This window comes from Motiliproteus coralliicola (genome assembly GCF_003345655.1).
Classification (GTDB): Bacteria; Pseudomonadota; Gammaproteobacteria; order Pseudomonadales; family Balneatricaceae; genus Motiliproteus; species Motiliproteus coralliicola.
Genome location: NZ_QQOH01000005.1, coordinates 198274 through 216627, shown reverse-complemented (window position 1 = coordinate 216627; position 18354 = coordinate 198274). Strand labels below are relative to the sequence as shown.

At 60.9% G+C, this 18354-nt stretch carries 18 protein-coding genes; 7 read left to right on the top strand and 11 right to left on the bottom strand.

What is annotated here, in order from left to right; all coding sequences use genetic code 11:
• Window positions 1–19 precede the first annotated feature (19 nt).
• The 10 genes from DV711_RS17270 to DV711_RS17225 form a co-directional block, all read right to left on the bottom strand.
• The gene (locus DV711_RS17270) at window positions 20–1324 is read right to left on the bottom strand and encodes a sensor histidine kinase (RefSeq protein ID WP_114696980.1); all 1305 of its coding nucleotides are present in this window, start codon (window positions 1322–1324) and stop codon (window positions 20–22) included.
• Window positions 1317–2000 (bottom strand): response regulator transcription factor, encoded by a 684-nt coding sequence (locus tag DV711_RS17265; protein ID WP_114696979.1) that lies wholly within the window; start codon window positions 1998–2000, stop codon window positions 1317–1319. Before DV711_RS17265 ends, DV711_RS17270 begins: the two co-directional genes overlap by 8 nt.
• Window positions 2001–2258: 258 nt before the next feature.
• A complete protein-coding gene (locus tag DV711_RS17260; protein ID WP_114696978.1) occupies window positions 2259–3671 on the bottom strand; it encodes a sodium:solute symporter family protein in 1413 nt (470 codons plus the stop codon).
• Between the two features lie 162 nt (window positions 3672–3833).
• Window positions 3834–4181 carry a RidA family protein gene (locus DV711_RS17255; protein WP_114696977.1) on the bottom strand — a complete coding sequence of 116 codons (348 nt, stop codon included), beginning with the start codon at window positions 4179–4181 and terminating at the stop codon, window positions 3834–3836.
• Window positions 4178–5635 (bottom strand): FAD/NAD(P)-dependent oxidoreductase, encoded by a 1458-nt coding sequence (locus tag DV711_RS17250; RefSeq protein ID WP_114696976.1) that lies wholly within the window; start codon window positions 5633–5635, stop codon window positions 4178–4180. Before DV711_RS17250 ends, DV711_RS17255 begins: the two co-directional genes overlap by 4 nt.
• Window positions 5632–5991 (bottom strand): (2Fe-2S)-binding protein, encoded by a 360-nt coding sequence (locus DV711_RS17245; RefSeq protein ID WP_114696975.1) that lies wholly within the window; start codon window positions 5989–5991, stop codon window positions 5632–5634. Before DV711_RS17245 ends, DV711_RS17250 begins: the two co-directional genes overlap by 4 nt.
• Entirely contained in the window at window positions 5975–7099 is a 1125-nt protein-coding gene (locus DV711_RS17240; RefSeq protein ID WP_114696974.1) for an NAD(P)/FAD-dependent oxidoreductase, read from the bottom strand. Before DV711_RS17240 ends, DV711_RS17245 begins: the two co-directional genes overlap by 17 nt.
• Before the next feature lie 113 nt (window positions 7100–7212).
• A complete protein-coding gene (gene dctP, locus DV711_RS17235) occupies window positions 7213–8211 on the bottom strand; it encodes a TRAP transporter substrate-binding protein DctP (protein WP_114696973.1) in 999 nt (332 codons plus the stop codon).
• 53 nt (window positions 8212–8264) lie between these two features.
• A complete protein-coding gene (locus tag DV711_RS17230; protein WP_114696972.1) occupies window positions 8265–9563 on the bottom strand; it encodes a TRAP transporter large permease in 1299 nt (432 codons plus the stop codon).
• Entirely contained in the window at window positions 9556–10116 is a 561-nt protein-coding gene (locus DV711_RS17225) for a TRAP transporter small permease (protein WP_114696971.1), read from the bottom strand. The genes DV711_RS17230 and DV711_RS17225 overlap by 8 nt, the downstream gene beginning before the upstream one ends.
• Window positions 10117–10275: 159 nt before the next feature.
• Between DV711_RS17225 and DV711_RS17220 the strand changes: the two genes are divergently transcribed.
• Entirely contained in the window at window positions 10276–11208 is a 933-nt protein-coding gene (locus tag DV711_RS17220; protein WP_114696970.1) for a LysR family transcriptional regulator, read from the top strand.
• 44 nt (window positions 11209–11252) lie between these two features.
• Here the strand turns inward: DV711_RS17220 and DV711_RS17215 are convergent, their stop codons facing one another.
• On the bottom strand, window positions 11253–12179 hold the full coding sequence (locus DV711_RS17215) for a LysR substrate-binding domain-containing protein (RefSeq protein ID WP_114696969.1): 927 nt from the start codon (window positions 12177–12179) through the stop codon (window positions 11253–11255).
• A gap of 143 nt (window positions 12180–12322) precedes the next feature.
• Here DV711_RS17215 and DV711_RS17210 point away from each other — a divergent pair, with 143 nt between their 5' ends.
• The 6 genes from DV711_RS17210 to DV711_RS17185 all read left to right on the top strand — a co-directional run bounded on the left by DV711_RS17210 (window position 12323) and on the right by DV711_RS17185 (window position 18344).
• Window positions 12323–12802, top strand: coding sequence for a TRAP transporter small permease (locus DV711_RS17210; RefSeq protein WP_114696968.1), 480 nt, complete (start codon window positions 12323–12325; stop codon window positions 12800–12802).
• Window positions 12795–14093 carry a TRAP transporter large permease gene (locus DV711_RS17205; RefSeq protein ID WP_114696967.1) on the top strand — a complete coding sequence of 433 codons (1299 nt, stop codon included), beginning with the start codon at window positions 12795–12797 and terminating at the stop codon, window positions 14091–14093. The genes DV711_RS17210 and DV711_RS17205 overlap by 8 nt, the downstream gene beginning before the upstream one ends.
• A 109-nt stretch (window positions 14094–14202) precedes the next feature.
• Window positions 14203–15219 carry a TRAP transporter substrate-binding protein DctP gene (dctP, locus tag DV711_RS17200; RefSeq protein ID WP_165840154.1) on the top strand — a complete coding sequence of 339 codons (1017 nt, stop codon included), beginning with the start codon at window positions 14203–14205 and terminating at the stop codon, window positions 15217–15219.
• A 167-nt stretch (window positions 15220–15386) separates the two neighbouring features.
• Entirely contained in the window at window positions 15387–15785 is a 399-nt protein-coding gene (locus tag DV711_RS17195) for a (2Fe-2S)-binding protein (protein ID WP_114696966.1), read from the top strand.
• 4 nt (window positions 15786–15789) lie between these two features.
• Window positions 15790–17232 carry an FAD/NAD(P)-dependent oxidoreductase gene (locus tag DV711_RS17190; RefSeq protein WP_243633871.1) on the top strand — a complete coding sequence of 481 codons (1443 nt, stop codon included), beginning with the start codon at window positions 15790–15792 and terminating at the stop codon, window positions 17230–17232.
• Window positions 17229–18344: an NAD(P)/FAD-dependent oxidoreductase gene (locus tag DV711_RS17185; RefSeq protein WP_114696964.1), complete on the top strand. Its 1116-nt coding sequence runs from the start codon at window positions 17229–17231 to the stop codon at window positions 18342–18344. Before DV711_RS17190 ends, DV711_RS17185 begins: the two co-directional genes overlap by 4 nt.
• Window positions 18345–18354 lie beyond the last annotated feature (10 nt).

Below are 18354 nucleotides of genomic sequence, written 5' to 3'. Positions count from 1 at the left end.
TTCCACGCTACAGGTTCCGTCAGGGCTCTGTGGTTACCGAAGGCAGCACCAGCGCCGCCCGGACACCTTGGTCAGTAAACTGCAGATCCAACGACCAGCCCAGGCGCTCGCAGATCTTCTGCACCAGCATCAGCCCGAGTCCAAAACTGTTGTCGCTGTCGGCCTCCGCCTCACCCTGATCACAATTTTCGATCACCAATTGCCGGCCACTAAGGATGATCCGAACCTCGCCTTCGGCAGTGTACTGGTAGGCGTTGCGCAGTAGATTGCTGAGCACGATTCGCAGCGGTGTCACCGGCAGGGCCAACACCGGTTGATCCGCTTCGAACTCGCATCGAAGCGCTACTGGCTTATCCTGCAGCAGGTAGCCCAGCTCCTCACTAAGCTCTTCCAGCAGCCGATCGACCTGCACTTCGGTCACATTGGGCGGCGCTTCGTTCTCACGGCTGAGCCAAAGCAGGGTCTCGATCAGCTGCAGCATGGTCTGGTTGGCCCGTCGCACCCGCTCGATCGGGCGCTGCATCGGTGATGGCAGTTCCAATCGGTCCAGAAGCTCCATGTTGGCCCTCACCACCGCCACCGGAGTACGCAGTTCGTGACTGGCGTGGCGCAAAAACTGGTGCTCACGCGCCAGTAGGGACGCGATCCGTTCAAACGCCTGCTGCAGCTGCTCGGCGATCCGGTTTAGCTCGTGATAGCGAAAATCCGGCCTGGGCTCGCTCCATGAATCCAGCGTCAAGCTCTCGGCCCAATGGCTGAGCTGCTCAATCTGCTGCTGGGTCCGGCGATTATAGAACCAGACCGCCACCAGCATCAGCAGCAGATAGACGCCACCGTAAATCAGGATCTGCACCAGGGTAGAATCGAAATCACGCTGCTCCTGGGTGGTCAGCAGATTGGCATCAAAATCGGTCACTACAAACAGGTCCCGCTGGTCGGGCAATTTATGCCAATAGATCACCAGATAGCGGGAGTCCTGCCACTCCGCTTTACCGTGGGGAGTCCACTCGACATAGCTGAATTCGCCGATCTGCAGCGAGTCGGGCTTAATCAACTGCTGATACAGCGGCGGTGCGTGACGCCAATCGTCCAGGAAGAAGCGGGTCACATAGCTGCTGGGTAATGGGGTATAGGGGCTGAGTCGATACTCCGCTTCATAGGCACGCACCTCCATCAGGATCGCGGCCTTCGAGGCTTCGCTCAGGCCGCGCTGAAAATAGTCTTTCAGCAACAGGCTAAACGCCAACGCAGTGAGTACCGACAAACCCAGCACATAGCGCGCCAGCTCGCGCCGCATGGTCAAAGGGCGAGATCCCTTAGCCATCCTTAAGCAGCACCCCCTGGCCGGGCAAGGTGTGAATCAAGGCTCGGTCGAACGGCTTGTCGACCTGCTTTCGCAGGTGGTACAGATGGACCTTGAAGCTATTGCTGTCGGGCGCCTGGTCGGGCCACAACAACTGCTCCAACTGATGTCGACTGACCACCGCCGGGCTGGCGCGAACCAAGGCTTCGAGCAGAATCCAGCCGCTGGGCGTCAGTTTCAACGGTTGTCCGGCGCGGCTGGCGGTGCGGCTATCCAGCTCCAGCTGGAGATCTGCCACCTGCAGTTTGCGCACCTGACCGCTACGGCGTTTAGCCAGCGTCCGCAACCTGGCGACCAGCTCCTCCATAGCAAACGGCTTAACCAGGTAGTCGTCGGTTCCGGCCTCGAATCCGGCCAGTTTGTCATCCAGGGTATCTCGTGCGGTAAGCATCAGTACCGGCGTATCTACCCCCTGCCCCCGCAATTGCTCGCACAGGGTCAGACCATCCAGTCGCGGCAGCATCAGATCCAGTAGCAGCACGTCGTAGCGATTCTCGGTCGCCAGGGTCAGACCCGCTTGACCGTTGTAGGCATGATCAACCTGGATCTGCTCCAGAGCCAGATAATCGGCCACCGATGCGGCCAGGTCACGATCATCCTCGACCAGCAGCACCTGCAACGTCTGTCCGCCATCCATTAGTGGCGATACCCATTTAAACGGGACCAGATTAACGCAACAGTCATAGAGCACACCTACAGGTTGAATGATCGCAGCAGTAGAGCAGACAGTGGGTTAAAGCCGGGTTAAGTCCAGCCGTGGCAACAGGGTACGCGGGCTTGAACCCCGCTGAATCAGTTATCACGGAAATAACGCCAGGCTAGGAATCCAATCACCAGGGTGGTGGCAATCGACAGCCCGCTGACGGTAAAGATCAGCAACTCATACCAGTGCATCTCAACGCTCCTCCCCAAGGGCTGCGCCGGGGATCGGCACCCGCGCCAGTCGATAGACCCCAACGAACACGACGATATTGGTCAATACGCCGGCGATCAGCGCGGTCATCCCGGTCAGGGCTTGCAGGTCCAGCGGCCCCCACTTCCAGACGATGGTCACCAGCGCGCCGGCCAGCATCGCTGCCAACGCCGCCCGCTTGCAGTTCAGGTCCCACACCACCGCCGCGACAAAGGGGATCAACACCGTCGGTGCCCAGAGTGCATAACTGAGCAGCAACGCATCAATAATCGAGGTGGCGTACAGCGCGAACAGTACCGCGCCGATACCGATCCCCAGGTTGACGCCGCGCTCGATCCATAGCCGTTTGCGCTCATCCACATCCGGATCGATAAAGCTCTGGTAGATATCGCGCACAAACACCACCGCCGACGAGTTGAGGTAGGAGTCGGCCGTGGACATCACCACCGCCAGCAATGCCGCCAACACCAGCCCGGTGATCCCCACCGGCAACGCCGTACGGACCAGCTCGGGCAGAGCCCGGTCCGGGCTGATATCGGGGAACAGTACCAGCGCCACCAGGCCGATGGTGGCGGTGCAGAAGTAGAACAGGAAGCCGAAGCCACCGGCCAGACTGTAACCCCACTTGGCGTTGCGCGCATCGGGGGCGGCCAGGGCACGCTGGGTGTAGGGCGGCACCAGAGTTTCACCGAGCAGGTAGGCGATAAACAGGCTGACGAACAGGCCGACGCTGTAATCGCCCATGATGCTGAAATGGGCCTCGGGCAGGCGCTCGATCAGCGCCTCGGCGCCACCCACCTGCTGCACCCCGATCAACAACGTCAACGGCACGAACAGCGCCAGCATCAGGAACTGCAGCACATCGGTCTGGATTACCGCCCACATCCCCCCGAGGGTGGAGTAAAGCAGCACCACCGCCATTCCCAGCAAGATGCCGGTGCTGACCTCGACCCCGAGAATGGCGTTGAACACGGTCCCGATCGCCAGCGCCTGGGCACCGAGAATACCGATACAGTAGATCATCGAGAACAGGCCGGTGAACAGCCGCGACGGCGCACCGTAATGGTGGGCCATTACATCGCCGACGGTATGGGCGCCGACATAGCGCTTGAGCTTCGGCGCCACATAAAGCCCGGTCAGCACGGTGGCGATGGGGAAGGCGGCGGCGACGAACATAAACACGTAGCCATCGGTAAAGGATTTACCGGCCCGGCCCATCGAGGCACCGCCACCGAGAAACGAGGCAGCCAGGGTGGCGAACAGAATCGGCCAGGTAATCCGGTTTCCGGCCACGGCAAAGTCTTCACTGGTCTTAACCCGGCGCGAACTCAGGTAGCCGATAACAATCAGCAAAACAAAATAGAAGGCCAACCCGGCCAGATCCAACGGATGCATCGTACTGCTCAATAGACAGGTTGTTTTGGCTAAGTATTACCGGTGAGCAGGAGCGGGTCCAGCGCCGCACCCCAGTCAGGAGGCGGATAAAAAAATGGCAGGTGTAAATAATTGAGAGGGTAGGACAGAAACTGCGCCGACTTTTCAATCAGCGCTTTGGGTTTATAGGGCGGCAACCACGGAGATCTCTACCCGCAGTTCGGGAGCCGCCATGGCCGCTTCGACACAGGCCCTGGCCGGCGCCTGCCCCTTGGGTACCCAGTCATCCCAGACCGCGTTCATCCCGGCAAAGTCGGCCATATCCTTCAGGTAGATCGTGGCCGACAGCAGTTTCGACCGACTACTGCCGACGCTCTCGAGCAGCTGATCGACCTTGGCCAGCATGGTGCGGGTCTGGTCGGAAATATCCGCATTGCGGTCCTCGGCCACCTGGCCGCAGAGGTAAACGGTTTGGTTGTGCACCACCACGCGGCTCATCCGCGCATTGGTCTGGTAACGCTCGATGGTCATCGACTGACGCTCCTTTGATAATTTGAAACTGCTGAAGGCTCCGCAATCTGCGGTGCCTGCGGCTGTTGATCTTGATCGGCCGCCAGCCCGGCCACCTCACCCAGGGTCACCGGCTTGATCGGTGAGCGGATGTTGTAATAACCCACCTCGGCCACCGGGCGGTCACTGGCTTCGGCCATCAGCTGCGACACCGTCAACCCACAAAGCCGCCCCTGGCAGGGCCCCATCCCGGCGCGACTGAACGCCTTGGCCTGATTCGGACCGGCGCAGCCGCCGCGAGCAAGCTGGCGGATCTCTCCGGCACGAACCTCTTCGCAACGACAAACCAGGGTCTCATCGCTGGGTCGCAAAAACTCATCGGCGGGACGGTAGAGCCGATCCAGAAACGGTCGTATCGCCAACTGGAAATCGATCTGACGCTGCAGGCTGTTGGCACGATGTTCAAACTCGGTCGCGCCGAGTCGACTCAACTGATTGGCTATCCGGTTGGCGGCACGGCGACCCTGCAATTCGGCCACCAGTGCACCGCCGATACCGCCGCCATCACCGGCAATAAACACACCGGCCTGGGTCGTTTCACCATAGGGATCCAACCGGGGCCGCCAGCATTGCTGCACTTCGTCCCAGTCATGGGCAGCTCCAATCGAGCGACTCAGCTGGACGTTGGGGACCACCCCCTGATGTACCAGCAGGGTCGCACAATCCAACCGCTGCTGATGACCGCCTCGGTGATAACTCAGCCCACAAAGCTGCCCCTCGGCGTCCGCCTCGGCCCGGAGCTGACTGACGCCGGTCAGGTGTTTAACCCCACGGCGCCGTAGTTCGGCCAGCATCGATGCGCCTTTGAGCAGGTAGCGCCAGCCGCGCAACGCGCCGGGCCAGGCCGACAGCGATTCCAGATAGCGGCGCCGCGGTGTGGTCTCAAGAAGCGCCTCGATTTCGACCCCGGCTCGGCTCAGCTGACAGGCAATCAGCAGCAGCAGCGGACCGGAACCCGCGATAATCAATGGACCGTTGGGGGCCAAGCCGCTGGTTTTCAACATGATCTGAGCCGCCCCGCAGGTCATCACCCCCGGCGTGGTCCAACCAGGGAACGGCACCGGACGCTCCTGAGCGCCGGTGGCGATCAGCAACCGCTGGAAACCGATCTGGCGACTCTGACCATCGACGGTCAGACAGAGGGTGTCGGTTCGAACCTCCCACACCATGGCGCCACTGAAATCTGTGATCTGCGGGTGATCCAGCGCCTCCACCAGGCGTTCACCGGCATAGTAATCCGGCCCCAGAATCTCCCGTTGACGCAACGCCGGGCTGCCGACATTGCGGTAAATCTGTCCACCGGGACGGGCTTGCTCATCGATCAGGGCCACCTGCAGTCCGCTTTCGGCTGCCGTAACAGCGGCAGCCATCCCGGCTGGGCCGGCCCCGATAATGGCGAGATCATAATGATTCATCGGTTTTCTCCCGCTTCTTTTTCCGTGGATTTTTCCGTGTCTGTGTCCGCGGGCACGGCACGAATACCCCGTTGGAAACGGACCTGCATCCCCTCTTCGACCGCCGTCATACAACCCTGGCTATTGGCCTGACCGTCGATCTCCATCAGGCATTCGAAGCAGACCCCCATCATGCAGTAGGGCGAGCGGGCACTGTCTGAAACCGGGGTGGTACGGGTCGGCCCCAGGCCTGCCGCCAATACGGCAGCGGCGACGCTCTCGCCTTCGCGGGCAGTCACCGGCTGCCCTTCGACCCAGATACAGACTTCGGCAGCGGCGTTGGCAGGCAGGCGTTTGAAGTTAGAAACGGTCGCCATGGAAAACCTCCAATTCAAGTTCGCCGGCATTGTTTTCACCGGCAATCCAGTCCGCGATCGGACCGGCATGGACCGCCGCCAGCGTGACACCGCTATGGCAGGTGACCAGATAGGCTCCGGGGTGGCTTTCGCTCTGTTGATAGATCGGATAGCCGTCGGGGGTCATCACCCGCAACGCGCCCCAGGAGCGCACCAGCCGGACCTGCTCCAGCGCGGGAAACATTCGAATCGCCCGCGCGGCGATCGCGGCCTCCACCTCGGTGGTGGTACCGCAGTCGAAACCCACATCTTCCTTGGAGTCGCCACATTGGATCGTGCCTTCGGCAGTCTGGCGAACATGGCCATTGGGGTAGTTCAGCAACGGCTGCACCCGTTCGGCGATCAGTACCTGGCCCCGATTGGGCTCCAGCGGCGCATTCAATCCCACCTGAGCCGCTAGTGACTTATTGCCCAGCCCGGCGGCCAACACCACCCGTCCGGTCTCCCGAGTCCAGCCAGCACCCTGAAGTCGGAACGCGCCATTGTGGGATTCAATCCGTTCCACCGGGCCGTCGGTCAGCAGCTGACCACCGGCATCGAGAAAACGTTGCACCATCGCCCGCATCAGCAGCAATGGATTCACATGACCATCTTCCGGTCCCCAGGTAGCTCCGGCCACGGTCGGCCCGACCGCCGGTTCTTTATCCCTCAGTGCGGCCGGATCCAGCACCTCGAACGGATAATCGCCATCGTGCTGACGGCGCATCGATTCCAGCATATCGACCCTTTTCTGCAGCTCGTCCTGCTCCAGACAGATAAACAGACCGCCCCGCTGGGTCAGCTGCACATCGATCCCGGTGGACTCCTGCAAACCTGCGGCGAAGTCGCCCCAAAGGCGCGCCGAGCGACGACTCAAGCGGGCATAGGCCGGGCAGGTGTCGCCCTTTCCCTGGACCCAGACCAGGCCGAAATTGCCCCGCGAGGCTCGCAAAGCCAGATCACCCTCATCCACCACCGCGACCCGAAGGCCCCGGTCCTGCAGACCCAGAGCGACGGCCAGCCCCACCAGGCCACCACCGATGACGGTAATGTCGGCCTCAACGCGGCCCATCTTTGCAGCTGCGCTCATCATCTTTTCTCCCGAGGAAAACTACTGTTACCGGTGTAGAGCTGGAGCATCGATCGCTACCGTCGCAACCATTGCAGCGGCAGCAACCGACAACCCAGCGTCCTCAGGCAGGATTAGTTGGCAGCCTGGTCCAGAATGCCCTGACCCCAGCTGGCACCCACATCTTCCAGAATCTGCGGCCAGACTTCGGCACGAACCTTCTTGGCTGCGGCGGCCAATTCGGCATCGCTCAGGCGAACGATGGTGGCGCCGTTGTCGGCCAGCTTCTGCTCGTAAGCGGCCTGATCGGATTCGGCCCGCTCCCAACGCTTGGCCTCAAACGCCAGCGCGGCCTTCTGCAGCGTGTCGCGCTCGTCGGCATCCAGGTCGGCCAGGGTTTCGGAATTGATGATCATGTACCAGACCTCAAAGTGAGTGTTGACCGGCAGGTAGGTCTTGGTCACATCACGGAACGAGGCGTAGTAGCCCTCGGCACCGGAGCCGATCACCCCGTCGACCACACCAGTCTGAACCGCGGTAAAGGCTTCGGAGAACGGAATCGGCGAGCTGATGTAGCCCAACGAGTCACCGGTGAGCTGGAAGCTCTTGATGCCCGGTACCCGAACCTTGATCCCTTTCTTGACGTCGACATCACCCGGAGACACGGCATCACGGTTCAGCGCGATACCGCCGAAGTAGACCGGGTACGCTGCCAGCATGGTGATGTCCTGCTTGGCGTACAGCTTCTTCATCGCATCGTAGATGGCACCACCGGGACCGTAGATCTTGCGCGCCTGCTCCCAATTCTCGGCGATATAGGGGAAAGAGCTGATCTGCATCTTACGGTCAGCAGCAGCGGCGGCTGGTTGCACCGCCATGTCCACGGCACCAACCGAGATACGCTCCTGCACGGAGGTGTAATCCCCCAAGGCGCTGGCCGCGTAGATTTTGACTTTCAGGTCACCATCGGTGGCCTGCTTAACCTCAGTGGCAAACGCCTTGATCTCCTGGTCAATGATCGCACCCTGCGGGCGAACATGACTGATCTTTAGGGTGGCGGCTTCGGCCGCGGTAATGGCTCCCAGTGTCAGCGAAAGCGTCAGGGCGAGTTTCTTGGTCAGCGTATTACGCATGATGTTCTCCTTTATTGTTTTACAGTTCCCGGAGGAAAGGTTCGGTCTTGCGTTTAATAACCCAGCATCTGGGGAATAAATTCGGACAATTCGGGCCAGATCAGCACCAGCGCTACTACCGGCAGGTAGCCGAACAGCAGCAGCACCATCGCTGGCTTGATGATTTCGGTGAATTTGACGTTACCGATACGGGCGCCCAGGTAGAGGATGCTGGCGTAGGGCGGCGTCACTCCGCCCATTGCCGTGGTCACCCCCATGATGGCGGCAAACTGGATCGGGCTGACCCCGAGCGCTTCCATCAACGGCATCAGCAGCGGCGCGGTCAGAATGATGGCGGTGATGTCGTTGACCACCATGCCGATCAGGAACAGGAACAGGGTCACCAGCAGCAACAGTAGGGTCTTGTTTTCGGTGATCTCGAAGATCGCCTCCACCAGCGCCTGGGGAATGTCTTCCATCACGAAGATCTGGCTCAGCATCAGGCTGAACAGGATCATGATCAGAATCGCACCCACCGCGGTGGCCGACTCCTTGCCGGACTCCAGGAAGGATTGCCAGGTCAGGCCCTTGTAGATCATGAAGCCCACCGGCAGGGCGTAGATCACCGCCACGGCCGCCGCCTCGGTGGGAGTCATCACGCCGCCGTAGATACCGCCAAGAATGATGACCGGCATCAGCAGCGCCGGGACCGCATGCACGGTGTTGCTACCGGCCTGTTTGATCATCTCGCCGAACGCGACCGGCTCGTCGAGCACCAGGTCAAACTTGCGCGCCATCACCAGGTTGACCACCGCAAAGTTGAACATGATCAGCAGTCCCGGCCCGAGGGTGGCCAGAAAGCTGGCCAGGATCGACGTCTCGGTGACCCAGCCGTAGACGATCATCGTCACACTGGGCGGAATCAGCAGACCCAGGATCGACGAGTTGGCGATCAGCGCGGTAGCGTAAGCACGGGGGTAACCCTTGCGCTCCATCTCCGGGATTAACAGCGGGCCGATGGCCGCGATACCGGTCAGGCCGGAGCCGGAGATCGCGCCGATGATGGCGCAGCTGACCGACGCCACGACCCCGAGACCACCGCGAATACGACCGACGAAGACATTAACGAATTTGAGCAGACTGGCAGCGATGCCGCTGACGCTCATGATGGTACCGGCGAACACGAACAGCGGGATCGCCAGCAGCACCGGGTTGGTCAGCTGACCAAAGCCCCACAGCATCATGCCCTTCATGGTGGCGTCCCCGACCAGGGTCATCACCATCAGGCCGGCGCCGAAGCAGAACGGCAGCGGAACACCGAGGCTTAGCAGAAAGATCAGTACCAGAAAGGCAAGCAGTGCGATCTCAACCATGGGTCTTGTCCTCCTGGGGCTCCAGAATCTGGAATTCATCTAGTTCGCTGGTGTGGGGATGCTCGTGATCGATCGGGGTATCCAGCTCCCTACCACCGCGCCACAGGGCACGGATATGACCGATCAGGTGCCAGCCCACGTACAGGCTCATCGCCGCCAGCGCCAGGAACAGCGCCGACTCGTAGATCAGCGTGGGCAGGTAAAGGGTGGGGGTCTCCTTGCCGACCCGAATTGCGTAACGCAGGTAGTCCCAGGCCCAGGAGGTCAGCCACAGCGAGATCACCAGGCTCAGGCTTTCTGAGATCACCAGCAGGATATGGCGGGCCCGTTCGGTGCTGAGGAAGATCTCCAGCACGTTAGCGCGGATCTGGGTGTCTTCACGGGAGGCGTTGACCGCGCCCAGGGCGTAGAGCCACAGGGTGGGAATCATCGCCACCTCTTCCAGCCCCATCACCGGGGTCTCGAACACGTAGCGAGTGATGACCTGGACGAACTGAAAACCAGCCACGGTGCTGATCAGTAACGCCAGGACATAACGGAAGATTCTCTCCATTTTTTTGTCTCTTTAATGTCGGAGGGGATCGATGGATCGGCAGCCGATCCAGTGGGAGATATGGTCAAATAGCGACCAAATAACATCAAATCGTTTATTTTCGACACTTGATAACATAGTGTTATATAACAACGATTCAGACCCAGCAGGAGAACAACCATGGCCCGGCTCAGCTTTCGTCAGGTGGAAGCCTTTCGCGCGGTGATGATTGCCGGTACCACCACCGGTGCGGCCGACATCCTCTATGTCTCACAACCGGCGATCAGCCGGCTGCTGGCCGATTTCGAGGAAAGTGTCGGGGTGAGTCTGTTTGAGCGCCATAAGAAGCGGCTGGTGCCGACCCCCGAGGCGATGATTCTGTTCGAGGAGGTGGAGAAATCGTTCGTCGGGATCGAGAAACTATCGCGAACCGCCGAGGAGCTACGTCACTTTCACCGCGGCACCCTGCGGATCGTCTGTATGCCGGCCCTGGCCCAGGACTTCATGCCCAAGGTGGTGCACCAGTTCATGCAGAAATACCCGGGGATTCAGGTCACCCTGCAGGTCCGTAGCTCGCAACAGGTGGCCGACTGGATCGCGACCCAGCACTTCGATATCGGGATCTCGGCGATCAAGGTGTCGGATCCGGCGATCGAGGTGGAAACCCTGGCCGACAGTGAGCTGCTCTGTATCCTGCCGCCCGACCATCGACTGGTGGATAAGGCCGTGATCGTGCCGGAGGATCTGGAGGGAGAGATGTTCGTTTCACTCGGGACCGAGCAGAGTGTGCGCTACAAGGTGGATGAGGTGTTCGAGCGCGCCGGGGTCAAACGCCAGCTGATGTTCGACACCCAGGTCTCCCACGTCGCCTGCGCCTTCGTACTGGATGGCGGTGGGGTCTCGCTGGTGGATCCGGCCACCGCGATCAACTATGCCCAGCGCGGCCTGGTGGTAAAACCCTTTGCTCCGGCGGTACCGTTTGATTTCGCGGTAATTTTTCCGGCCACCCGCTCCAAATCCCGGATGGCCACCGCCTTCACCACCGAGTTGCGAAAGCAGCTGGCGCTGCTGGCCGACCAGAGCGACGGCTTGTTCCGCTACCGGAACCGTTGAGTTCTCGCCTCCCTCACCGAGTCACAGCAGCCATTCAGGGCTGATCAGGGCACCGACTCGAACATCCGGTTGATCCGCTCGATCTCGTCACGCAGCAGTTCAACAAAGGCTGCCCCCAGCCTCGACGCGGGACGGTGGGCCGGCTGCAGAATCGACACCGACAGCACCACCTCCGGGTCAAAGGGTTTGAATACCAGGGTGCGGTTGCTGCCCTGGTAGTCGTAGTAACTGGCCGCGGTCATCGGGTCGCAGATGCAGTAACAGAGTCGTTCTTCCACCAGTTTCAGCGCCGGCTGGAAGTTTCGCAGCTCGAAGCGCTGGTTGAAGTCGGCCCCGGCGGCGCTGAAGGCGGCCTTGGTGGCGATCAGGTTGGGGTGATCCTGCTGCAGGGTGGCCAACGGCAGTCCGGACAGGTCCTGCGGTTCGAGGCGGGCTTTTTCCGCTAACGGATCATCGGCCCGCACCGCACAGACACAGCGCAGTTCGAAGGTTTCCACGGCCAGCGCCCGGTTCGGCGCCGGGGTTTCCGCCAGGCCAAGATCGTACTGCTGCGAGGCGACCCACTCCTCGATCACGCTGGAAGCGCGCATCATCAGCGAGACCTTCACCTTGGGCTTTTCTCGTACGAAGTCGGCCACCAGCCGCGGCATCATGAACTGGGACGAGGCTGGCATACAGGCGATCCGCAACCGCCCCTCTTTCAGGTTGCCGATCTCCTGCATGGTGCGGGTCGATTGAGCCAGACGCTCCAGGATCGCCTCGGTCTCATCCAGAAAGAAGTATGCCTCGGGTACCTTGATCAATCGGCCACGCTGTCGCTCGAACAGCGCCAGACCCAACTCCTCCTCCAATCCGGCGATCATCGCACTGACCGCCGGTTGGGTCCGATTTAACGCCCGAGCCGCTTCAGAGATCGAACCGGTACGCATCACTTCCCGAAACGCCTGTAATTGCCGAATACTGAGGTGCATATAACCCTCTGATAATCATGATTGATTTGAGAGACCATAGAAAAAACTGATGCAGATATCAATATTATCGTTTTGATTTTATAGCCTAACGAGCGGAACCTTTCCTCAACACAACAACAAGACAGCCAGTTGAGGAAACATCGATGAATCGATTTGCCAGCCTGCTGCTAACCGGGCTGATCTGCCTGGTCGCCGGTGGGCAGTTTGTCCAAGTCATCACCCGCTACGTCCTCGAAGTGCCGGTGATGGGGCTCGAAGAGAGCCTGCTCTACCCCACCCTGTGGCTCTACGTCCTGGGCGCCGTCAACGCCTCCCGTGAGAACACCCATATCCGTGCCAACGTACTGGAGATCTTCCTCAGTACCGAGCGTCAGGCCATTCTGCTGGCGACTCTTGGCGAAATTCTGAGCCTGATCGTCGGCTGCTGGCTGACCTACTGGGCCTGGGATTTCACCAAGTATTCATGGCGGGTCTGGAAAGAGAGCCCAACCCTCTATATCCCCACCTTCTACGTCGACGTGGCGCTGGTGATCGGCATGACCCTGATGATGCTCTACACCGCCGTCCATCTGTTTGGCCATCTGCGCAGCCTGTTTGCATCCAAGGAGTCCCATCATGGTTGAGATTGCACTGATCGCGGTGGCCGTGCTGGTCATCCTGCTGACCCTGGGCGTGCCGTTGCCCTACTGCTTCGGCGGCGGCCTGATGGTGATGTACTTCCTCGGCGATGTGATCATGAAGGGCAACATGCTGTGGGGCTTCCAACAGCTGGGTAACCCGGTATTGCTGGCGATTCCGTTGTTCGTCCTGGCCGGCACCATCATGAGTGTCAGCGGGATAGCCGCCAGTCTGCTCCGTTTCGTCAACATCTTCGTCGGCCACCTGCGCGGCGGTCTGGGTGTTGTCGCCACTGTCAGTTGCGCGCTGATCGGCGCAATCTCCGGCTCAGGTCTCACCGGGGTTGCGGCGATCGGTCCGCTGCTGATTCCTGAGATGGAGAAGCAGGGTTATCCCCGTGAATACGCCACCGCGCTGATCGCCAACGCCTCGCTGCTGGGTCTGCTGATTCCGCCGAGTGTGACCATGATCGTCTACGGCTGGGTCACCGATACCTCGATCCTGGCCTGCTTCCTGGCCACCCTGGGTCCGGGCCTGCTGATCATGGCCAACTTCTCAGTGGTCAATGTCTGGATGGCACGCAAGTTCAACCTGGTGCTGGAAGAGCGTCCCAAGGGTGCCGACTTTATCGAAGAAGTGGGTCGTCGCGGCTTCAAGGCGACCCCGGCGCTGCTGATGCCGGTGATCATCCTCGGCGGTATCTACGGCGGCATCATGACCCCGACCGAAGCCGCAGCCGTGGCCGTGATCTACGCCATCCCTGTGGGCTTCCTGATCTACAAGGGTCTGGACTGGAAAACCTTTTTCGGTGCCGGTAAGGAGGCCTCCACCTCGGTCGGCGCGATCATGCTGATGATCCTGTTCTCGATGATTCTGTCGCAGATGTTCGTACTCGAGAGCATCCCGCAGCAGCTGGTCGAGGCGATCTTCTCGATCACTGAAAACAAGACTCTGCTGCTGATCCTGATCAACGTGCTGCTGTTCCTGGTCGGCATGGTGGTCAACGACGTCACCGCCATCATCCTGATCGCGCCGCTGCTGCTGCCGCTGATGGAAGCGATCGGCGTAAGCCCGGTCCAGTTCGCCGCCATCATGGGCGTCAACACCGCCATGGGCGGGGTGACTCCGCCGTACGCCTCGATCCTGTACCTCGGCGCCCGTATCGGCAAGGTCAAGGTCACCAAGGTGATCAAGCCGGCGATGATCCTGATTCTGACCGGTTACCTGCCGGTGGTGTTCCTGACCTCCTTCTGGGACGACCTGTCACTCGGCCTGCCGCGCTTCTTCGGCTACTGAGTTACGGAGCACTGAACCAACCGAATTTCTATCGCAGTACCGGGGCGAGCGGCTTGCCGCAAGCCCCAACAGAAAGACAACAACGACAACCAATAATGAGGATAAACCTATGAAAAAGTCGTTTCTTTCCAGCTCTTTCCTGAAAAAGCCGCTAAGCGCTGCCATGATGACTGGACTGCTGATCGGCGGTGCGGTTGAAGCCGCTACCCTGAAGATCAGCCACATCCGCCCGCAAGGCGCGATCGTTGATCAGGAACTGAAAGTGTTCGCCTCCGACGTTGAGAAAGCCACCGAAGGCGATGTGAAGGTCAAGATCTTCGCCGCCAGCGCACTGGGCGACTACACCACCGTTCAAGAGCGGATCTCCGTTGGCGCCGTCGACATGGCGGTTCAGCCGGCTGCGACTGCTGCCTCTCGCCAGATGCAGATCACCTACTTCCCGTACGTTGCCGCTAACTGGAAAGAAGCCAAAGTGGCTTACGGTCCGGGCGGTGCGATCTATGAAGCGATGAAAGAGCTGTACGCCAAGCAGGACATCACCATGCTGGCAGCCTACCCGGTTTACTTCGGTGGTGTAGCTCTGAACCGTGACGCCGTTTCTCCGGGCGATGCCAACGTCGAGAAAGGCATCAAGGTCCGTGTGCCGGGCATCAAGAGCTTCCAGCTGACCTCCGACTCACTGGGTTACATCAGCTCACCGATTCCGTTCTCCGAAGCCTTCACCGCGGTACAGACCGGTGTGGTTGACGGGGTAATCGGTTCCGGTGCCGAGGGTTACTACGCCTCCTTCCGTGATGTCACCAAGACCTACGTGCCGGTCAACACTCACTTCGAAGCCTGGTACATGCTGATCAACTCCGGAACCCTGGCCGACATGGACAGCGAAGACCGTGATGCGCTGCAGAAAGCCGCCAAGGCGTTCGAAGCCAAGCGCTGGGATCGTGCCGAAGCCGACCAGAGCGACTACGAGCAGAAGCTGGCCGACTACGGTGCCACCATCGTTAAGCTGAGCGACGAAGAGCTGGCGGCTGCCGCCAAGAAGGTTCGTGCCGAAGTTTGGCCGCAGATCCTCGAAGATATCGGCGCCGATTGGGGCCAGGGCATCCTGGACCGGATCGCCAACTAAGTCTTCGACTGACGTTGCCAACAGCGTCACCTAAGCCTCCCGCTTAGGCCGTCAAACCAGGGGGCTTCTGAGGCTCCCTGACTGACCCGCTGCCCAGCACTCGATCGTCTTTTCCGAGTGCTCGGCAGCAATCTCAGCCACTCAACCGCTTTGTTTGGATTGTGATCATGTTTCGCTCCCTCGCCTCCGACACCAACGAACCGATCGAACTGTGCATTAACGGCCAGCTCCAACGGGTACCTGCCGGTATCTCGGTCTGGGCAGCCATGGCATTGAGCGACCAGACCACCACCCGGATTGCCCCGGTGACCGAACAGCCCCGCTCCGCCTACTGTGCCATGGGCGTGTGCTTCGAGTGTCTGGTCGAGATCGACGGAATGCCCAACCGCCAGGCCTGTCTGGTCCGCGTCCAACCGGGTATGCAGATCAACCGTCAACAGATTACCGAACAAACCCAAGCTGAAGCCCCGAGCAACGGGCTTCAGCAACCGATAGCCCAGCATTCCGCAGCCCAGCCGCTGGGACAGACACAACCGCAGGTCGATGACCTGGCCACGGAAATTTGAAGCCATGAACAGCTACGATATTGCCATCATCGGTGCCGGCCCGGCCGGCATGTCGGCAGCCATCACGGCCAGCCAAGCCGGCGCCCGAGTCGTGGTGCTGGATGACAAGCCCCGTGCCGGCGGCCAGATCTACCGGAATGTCAGCGTCAGCCCGTTAACCCAGCCGGAGCAGTTGGGCCCCGATTACCTTCGCGGCGCCGAGCTGGTGGAGGCTTTCGAGCGCTGCTCCGCCGAGAAACGCTACGGCGCCACCGTCTGGCACGTCGGCGATAACGGCGAGGTGCTGTTCTCCCAACAGGAGCAGACCCACAGCCTGACCGCCCGCGAACTGATGGTCGGCTGCGGCGCCATGGAGCGCCCGTTCCCGATCCCCGGCTGGCACCTGCCCGGGGTGATGTCCGCCGGCAGCGCCCAGGTGATGCTCAAGTCCGATGCACTGGTACAGGACAACGCCGTGTTCGCCGGCAGCGGCCCGCTGCTGTACCTGATCGTGGCCCAGTACCTGCGCCTGGGCGTCAAGGTCAAAGCCCTGGTCGACACCACCCCGAAGAGTAATTACCTCGCCGCCATGGGCCAGGGTTTGGGCCTGCTGTCCCAACCCGCGATGCTGGTCAAAGGGTTGGGGCTGCTGAACGAGATCCGCCAAGCTGGAGTTCCGGTTCACCGCTTCGCCCAGAATCTGGAAGTGATCGGCGACGAGCGCGTCAGCGGTCTGCGCTGGCTCAACGACAAGGGCTCCGAGCAGATCAACTGCGAACACCTGTTCCTGCATCAGGGTGTGATCCCGAACCTGAATATGACCCGCTCGCTGAACCTCAAGCACCACTGGTGCGAGCAACAGCTGTGCTGGAAACCCAGCCTCGACAGCTGGGGCCAGAGCTCGATCGCCTCGATCTCAGTGGCCGGTGACAGCAGCGGTATCGTCGGCGCCGACGGTGCCGAACGCATGGGCCGACTGGTGGCCCTCAATCAACTGGCGCGACTGGGCCGGATCAGCCTCGACGAGCGCGATCAGCGGGCCCGCGGCGACCAAGAGCAATTGGCCAGCCTGAACCGCTTCCGCCGCTTTATCGACCGGCTCTACCAACCCATAGAGCAGCACCGGATTCCGGAAAAAGCAGAAACCGTGGTTTGTCGCTGCGAAGAGCGCAACCTGGGCCAGTTGCGAACCGAATTTGAGCGCGGCGCCCGCGGTCCCAACGAGCTGAAGATGATGAGCCGCTGCGGCATGGGTCCCTGCCAGGGTCGCCAATGCGGTCATACCGTCAGCGAGCTGCTGGCCAGCTGGCGTGGCGAACGGGTCGACGAGGTCGGCTACTACCGGTTGCGCTCGCCGATGCGGCTACTCAACCTGACCGAACTGGGTCGTTTCAGCCGCGTAGAACCCGCGACTACAAATACTAATGCCAGCGCTGATCCGGTCAGCATTCAGGAGCCGAGCCAATGAAACCCGAGGTACTGATTATCGGTGGCGGCATCCAGGGCTGCTCCACCGCCTATCATCTGGCCAAAAAGGGCGTCAGTGTCACGGTGCTGGAGAAGGATTGGGTCTCGCGCCACGCTTCCGGCGTCAACGCCGGTGGTGTCCGCCTGCTGGGCCGCCATGTCGCCGAAGTACCGCTGAGTAAGGAATCGATGCTGCGTTGGCACCAACTCGACGATGAGCTGGACGCCGACACCGGATTCCGCAGCCGCTCGCTGATCAATATCGCTGCCGATGAGGCCGATATGAAGACCCTGCGTGACCGGCAGCAGCAGATGCACGCACTGGGACATTTTCACGAGCAGATCATCGACCAACAAGAGCTGCGTGAGCGGCTGCCACAGGTCGCCGAGCACTGCGTCGGCGGCGTGGTCTCCGAGCAGGACGGTTATGCCATCCCGTACCAGAGCACCAACGCTTTTCGCCATGCCGCAGTTCGTCTGGGCGCTCGCTTCGTCGAAGGCTGTCAGGTACAGAGCCTGCGCCAGGTCGGCACCTCCTGGCTGGTGGAGACCAGCCAGGGCCGTTTCGAAGCCGGTCGCCTGCTCAACTGCGCCGGCGCCTGGGCCGATAAAATTTCGGTGATGATCGGTGACAATGTGCCGATGTCCTACAGCGCGCCGATGCTGATGATCACCACCCGGATGCCCCACTTTGCCACCCCGGTGGTGGGGGCCGTCAGTCGGCCGCTCTCGTTTAAACAGTTTGAAAATGGTACGGTACTGATCGGCGGCGGCGCCAAAGGCTTCGCCGACCGCGACAACAACCGCACCCGACTCGATTACGCCAAACTGGCCGCTGGCGCCCGTAACGCGACCGAGTTTTTCCCGATCATGAAGACCGCTTCCGTCAACCGTATGTGGGCCGGACTGGAAGCCTATCTCCCCGACAACCTACCGGTGCTCGGCGCGGCGATTAACGCCGATAACGCCTGGCACGCGTTTGGTTTTTCGGCCCATGGCTTTCAGCTGGGGCCGGTCGTCGGGGAGATCATGGCCGAATTGATCACGGGCGGTGACAGCTGTTTCGATCTGAGCCCATTCCGGGTCGACCGGTTTGAGCGCAAAGTGCTTTAATCAGGACCCG

Excerpts from the sequence above, each read along its gene's own strand:
- DV711_RS17270 (WP_114696980.1), bottom strand. The coding sequence starts at position 1,324 with ATGGCTAAGGGATCTCGCCCTTTGACCATGCGGCGCGAGCTGGCGCGC.
- DV711_RS17265 (WP_114696979.1), bottom strand. The coding sequence starts at position 2,000 with ATGGATGGCGGACAGACGTTGCAGGTGCTGCTGGTCGAGGATGATCGT.
- DV711_RS17260 (WP_114696978.1), bottom strand. The coding sequence starts at position 3,671 with ATGCATCCGTTGGATCTGGCCGGGTTGGCCTTCTATTTTGTTTTGCTG.
- DV711_RS17255 (WP_114696977.1), bottom strand. The coding sequence starts at position 4,181 with ATGACCATCGAGCGTTACCAGACCAATGCGCGGATGAGCCGCGTGGTG.
- DV711_RS17250 (WP_114696976.1), bottom strand. The coding sequence starts at position 5,635 with ATGAATCATTATGATCTCGCCATTATCGGGGCCGGCCCAGCCGGGATG.
- DV711_RS17245 (WP_114696975.1), bottom strand. The coding sequence starts at position 5,991 with ATGGCGACCGTTTCTAACTTCAAACGCCTGCCTGCCAACGCCGCTGCC.
- DV711_RS17240 (WP_114696974.1), bottom strand. The coding sequence starts at position 7,099 with ATGAGCGCAGCTGCAAAGATGGGCCGCGTTGAGGCCGACATTACCGTC.
- dctP (WP_114696973.1), bottom strand. The coding sequence starts at position 8,211 with ATGCGTAATACGCTGACCAAGAAACTCGCCCTGACGCTTTCGCTGACA.
- DV711_RS17230 (WP_114696972.1), bottom strand. The coding sequence starts at position 9,563 with ATGGTTGAGATCGCACTGCTTGCCTTTCTGGTACTGATCTTTCTGCTA.
- DV711_RS17225 (WP_114696971.1), bottom strand. The coding sequence starts at position 10,116 with ATGGAGAGAATCTTCCGTTATGTCCTGGCGTTACTGATCAGCACCGTG.
- DV711_RS17220 (WP_114696970.1), top strand. The coding sequence starts at position 10,276 with ATGGCCCGGCTCAGCTTTCGTCAGGTGGAAGCCTTTCGCGCGGTGATG.
- DV711_RS17215 (WP_114696969.1), bottom strand. The coding sequence starts at position 12,179 with ATGCACCTCAGTATTCGGCAATTACAGGCGTTTCGGGAAGTGATGCGT.
- DV711_RS17210 (WP_114696968.1), top strand. The coding sequence starts at position 12,323 with ATGAATCGATTTGCCAGCCTGCTGCTAACCGGGCTGATCTGCCTGGTC.
- DV711_RS17205 (WP_114696967.1), top strand. The coding sequence starts at position 12,795 with ATGGTTGAGATTGCACTGATCGCGGTGGCCGTGCTGGTCATCCTGCTG.
- dctP (WP_165840154.1), top strand. The coding sequence starts at position 14,203 with ATGAAAAAGTCGTTTCTTTCCAGCTCTTTCCTGAAAAAGCCGCTAAGC.
- DV711_RS17195 (WP_114696966.1), top strand. The coding sequence starts at position 15,387 with ATGTTTCGCTCCCTCGCCTCCGACACCAACGAACCGATCGAACTGTGC.
- DV711_RS17190 (WP_243633871.1), top strand. The coding sequence starts at position 15,790 with ATGAACAGCTACGATATTGCCATCATCGGTGCCGGCCCGGCCGGCATG.
- DV711_RS17185 (WP_114696964.1), top strand. The coding sequence starts at position 17,229 with ATGAAACCCGAGGTACTGATTATCGGTGGCGGCATCCAGGGCTGCTCC.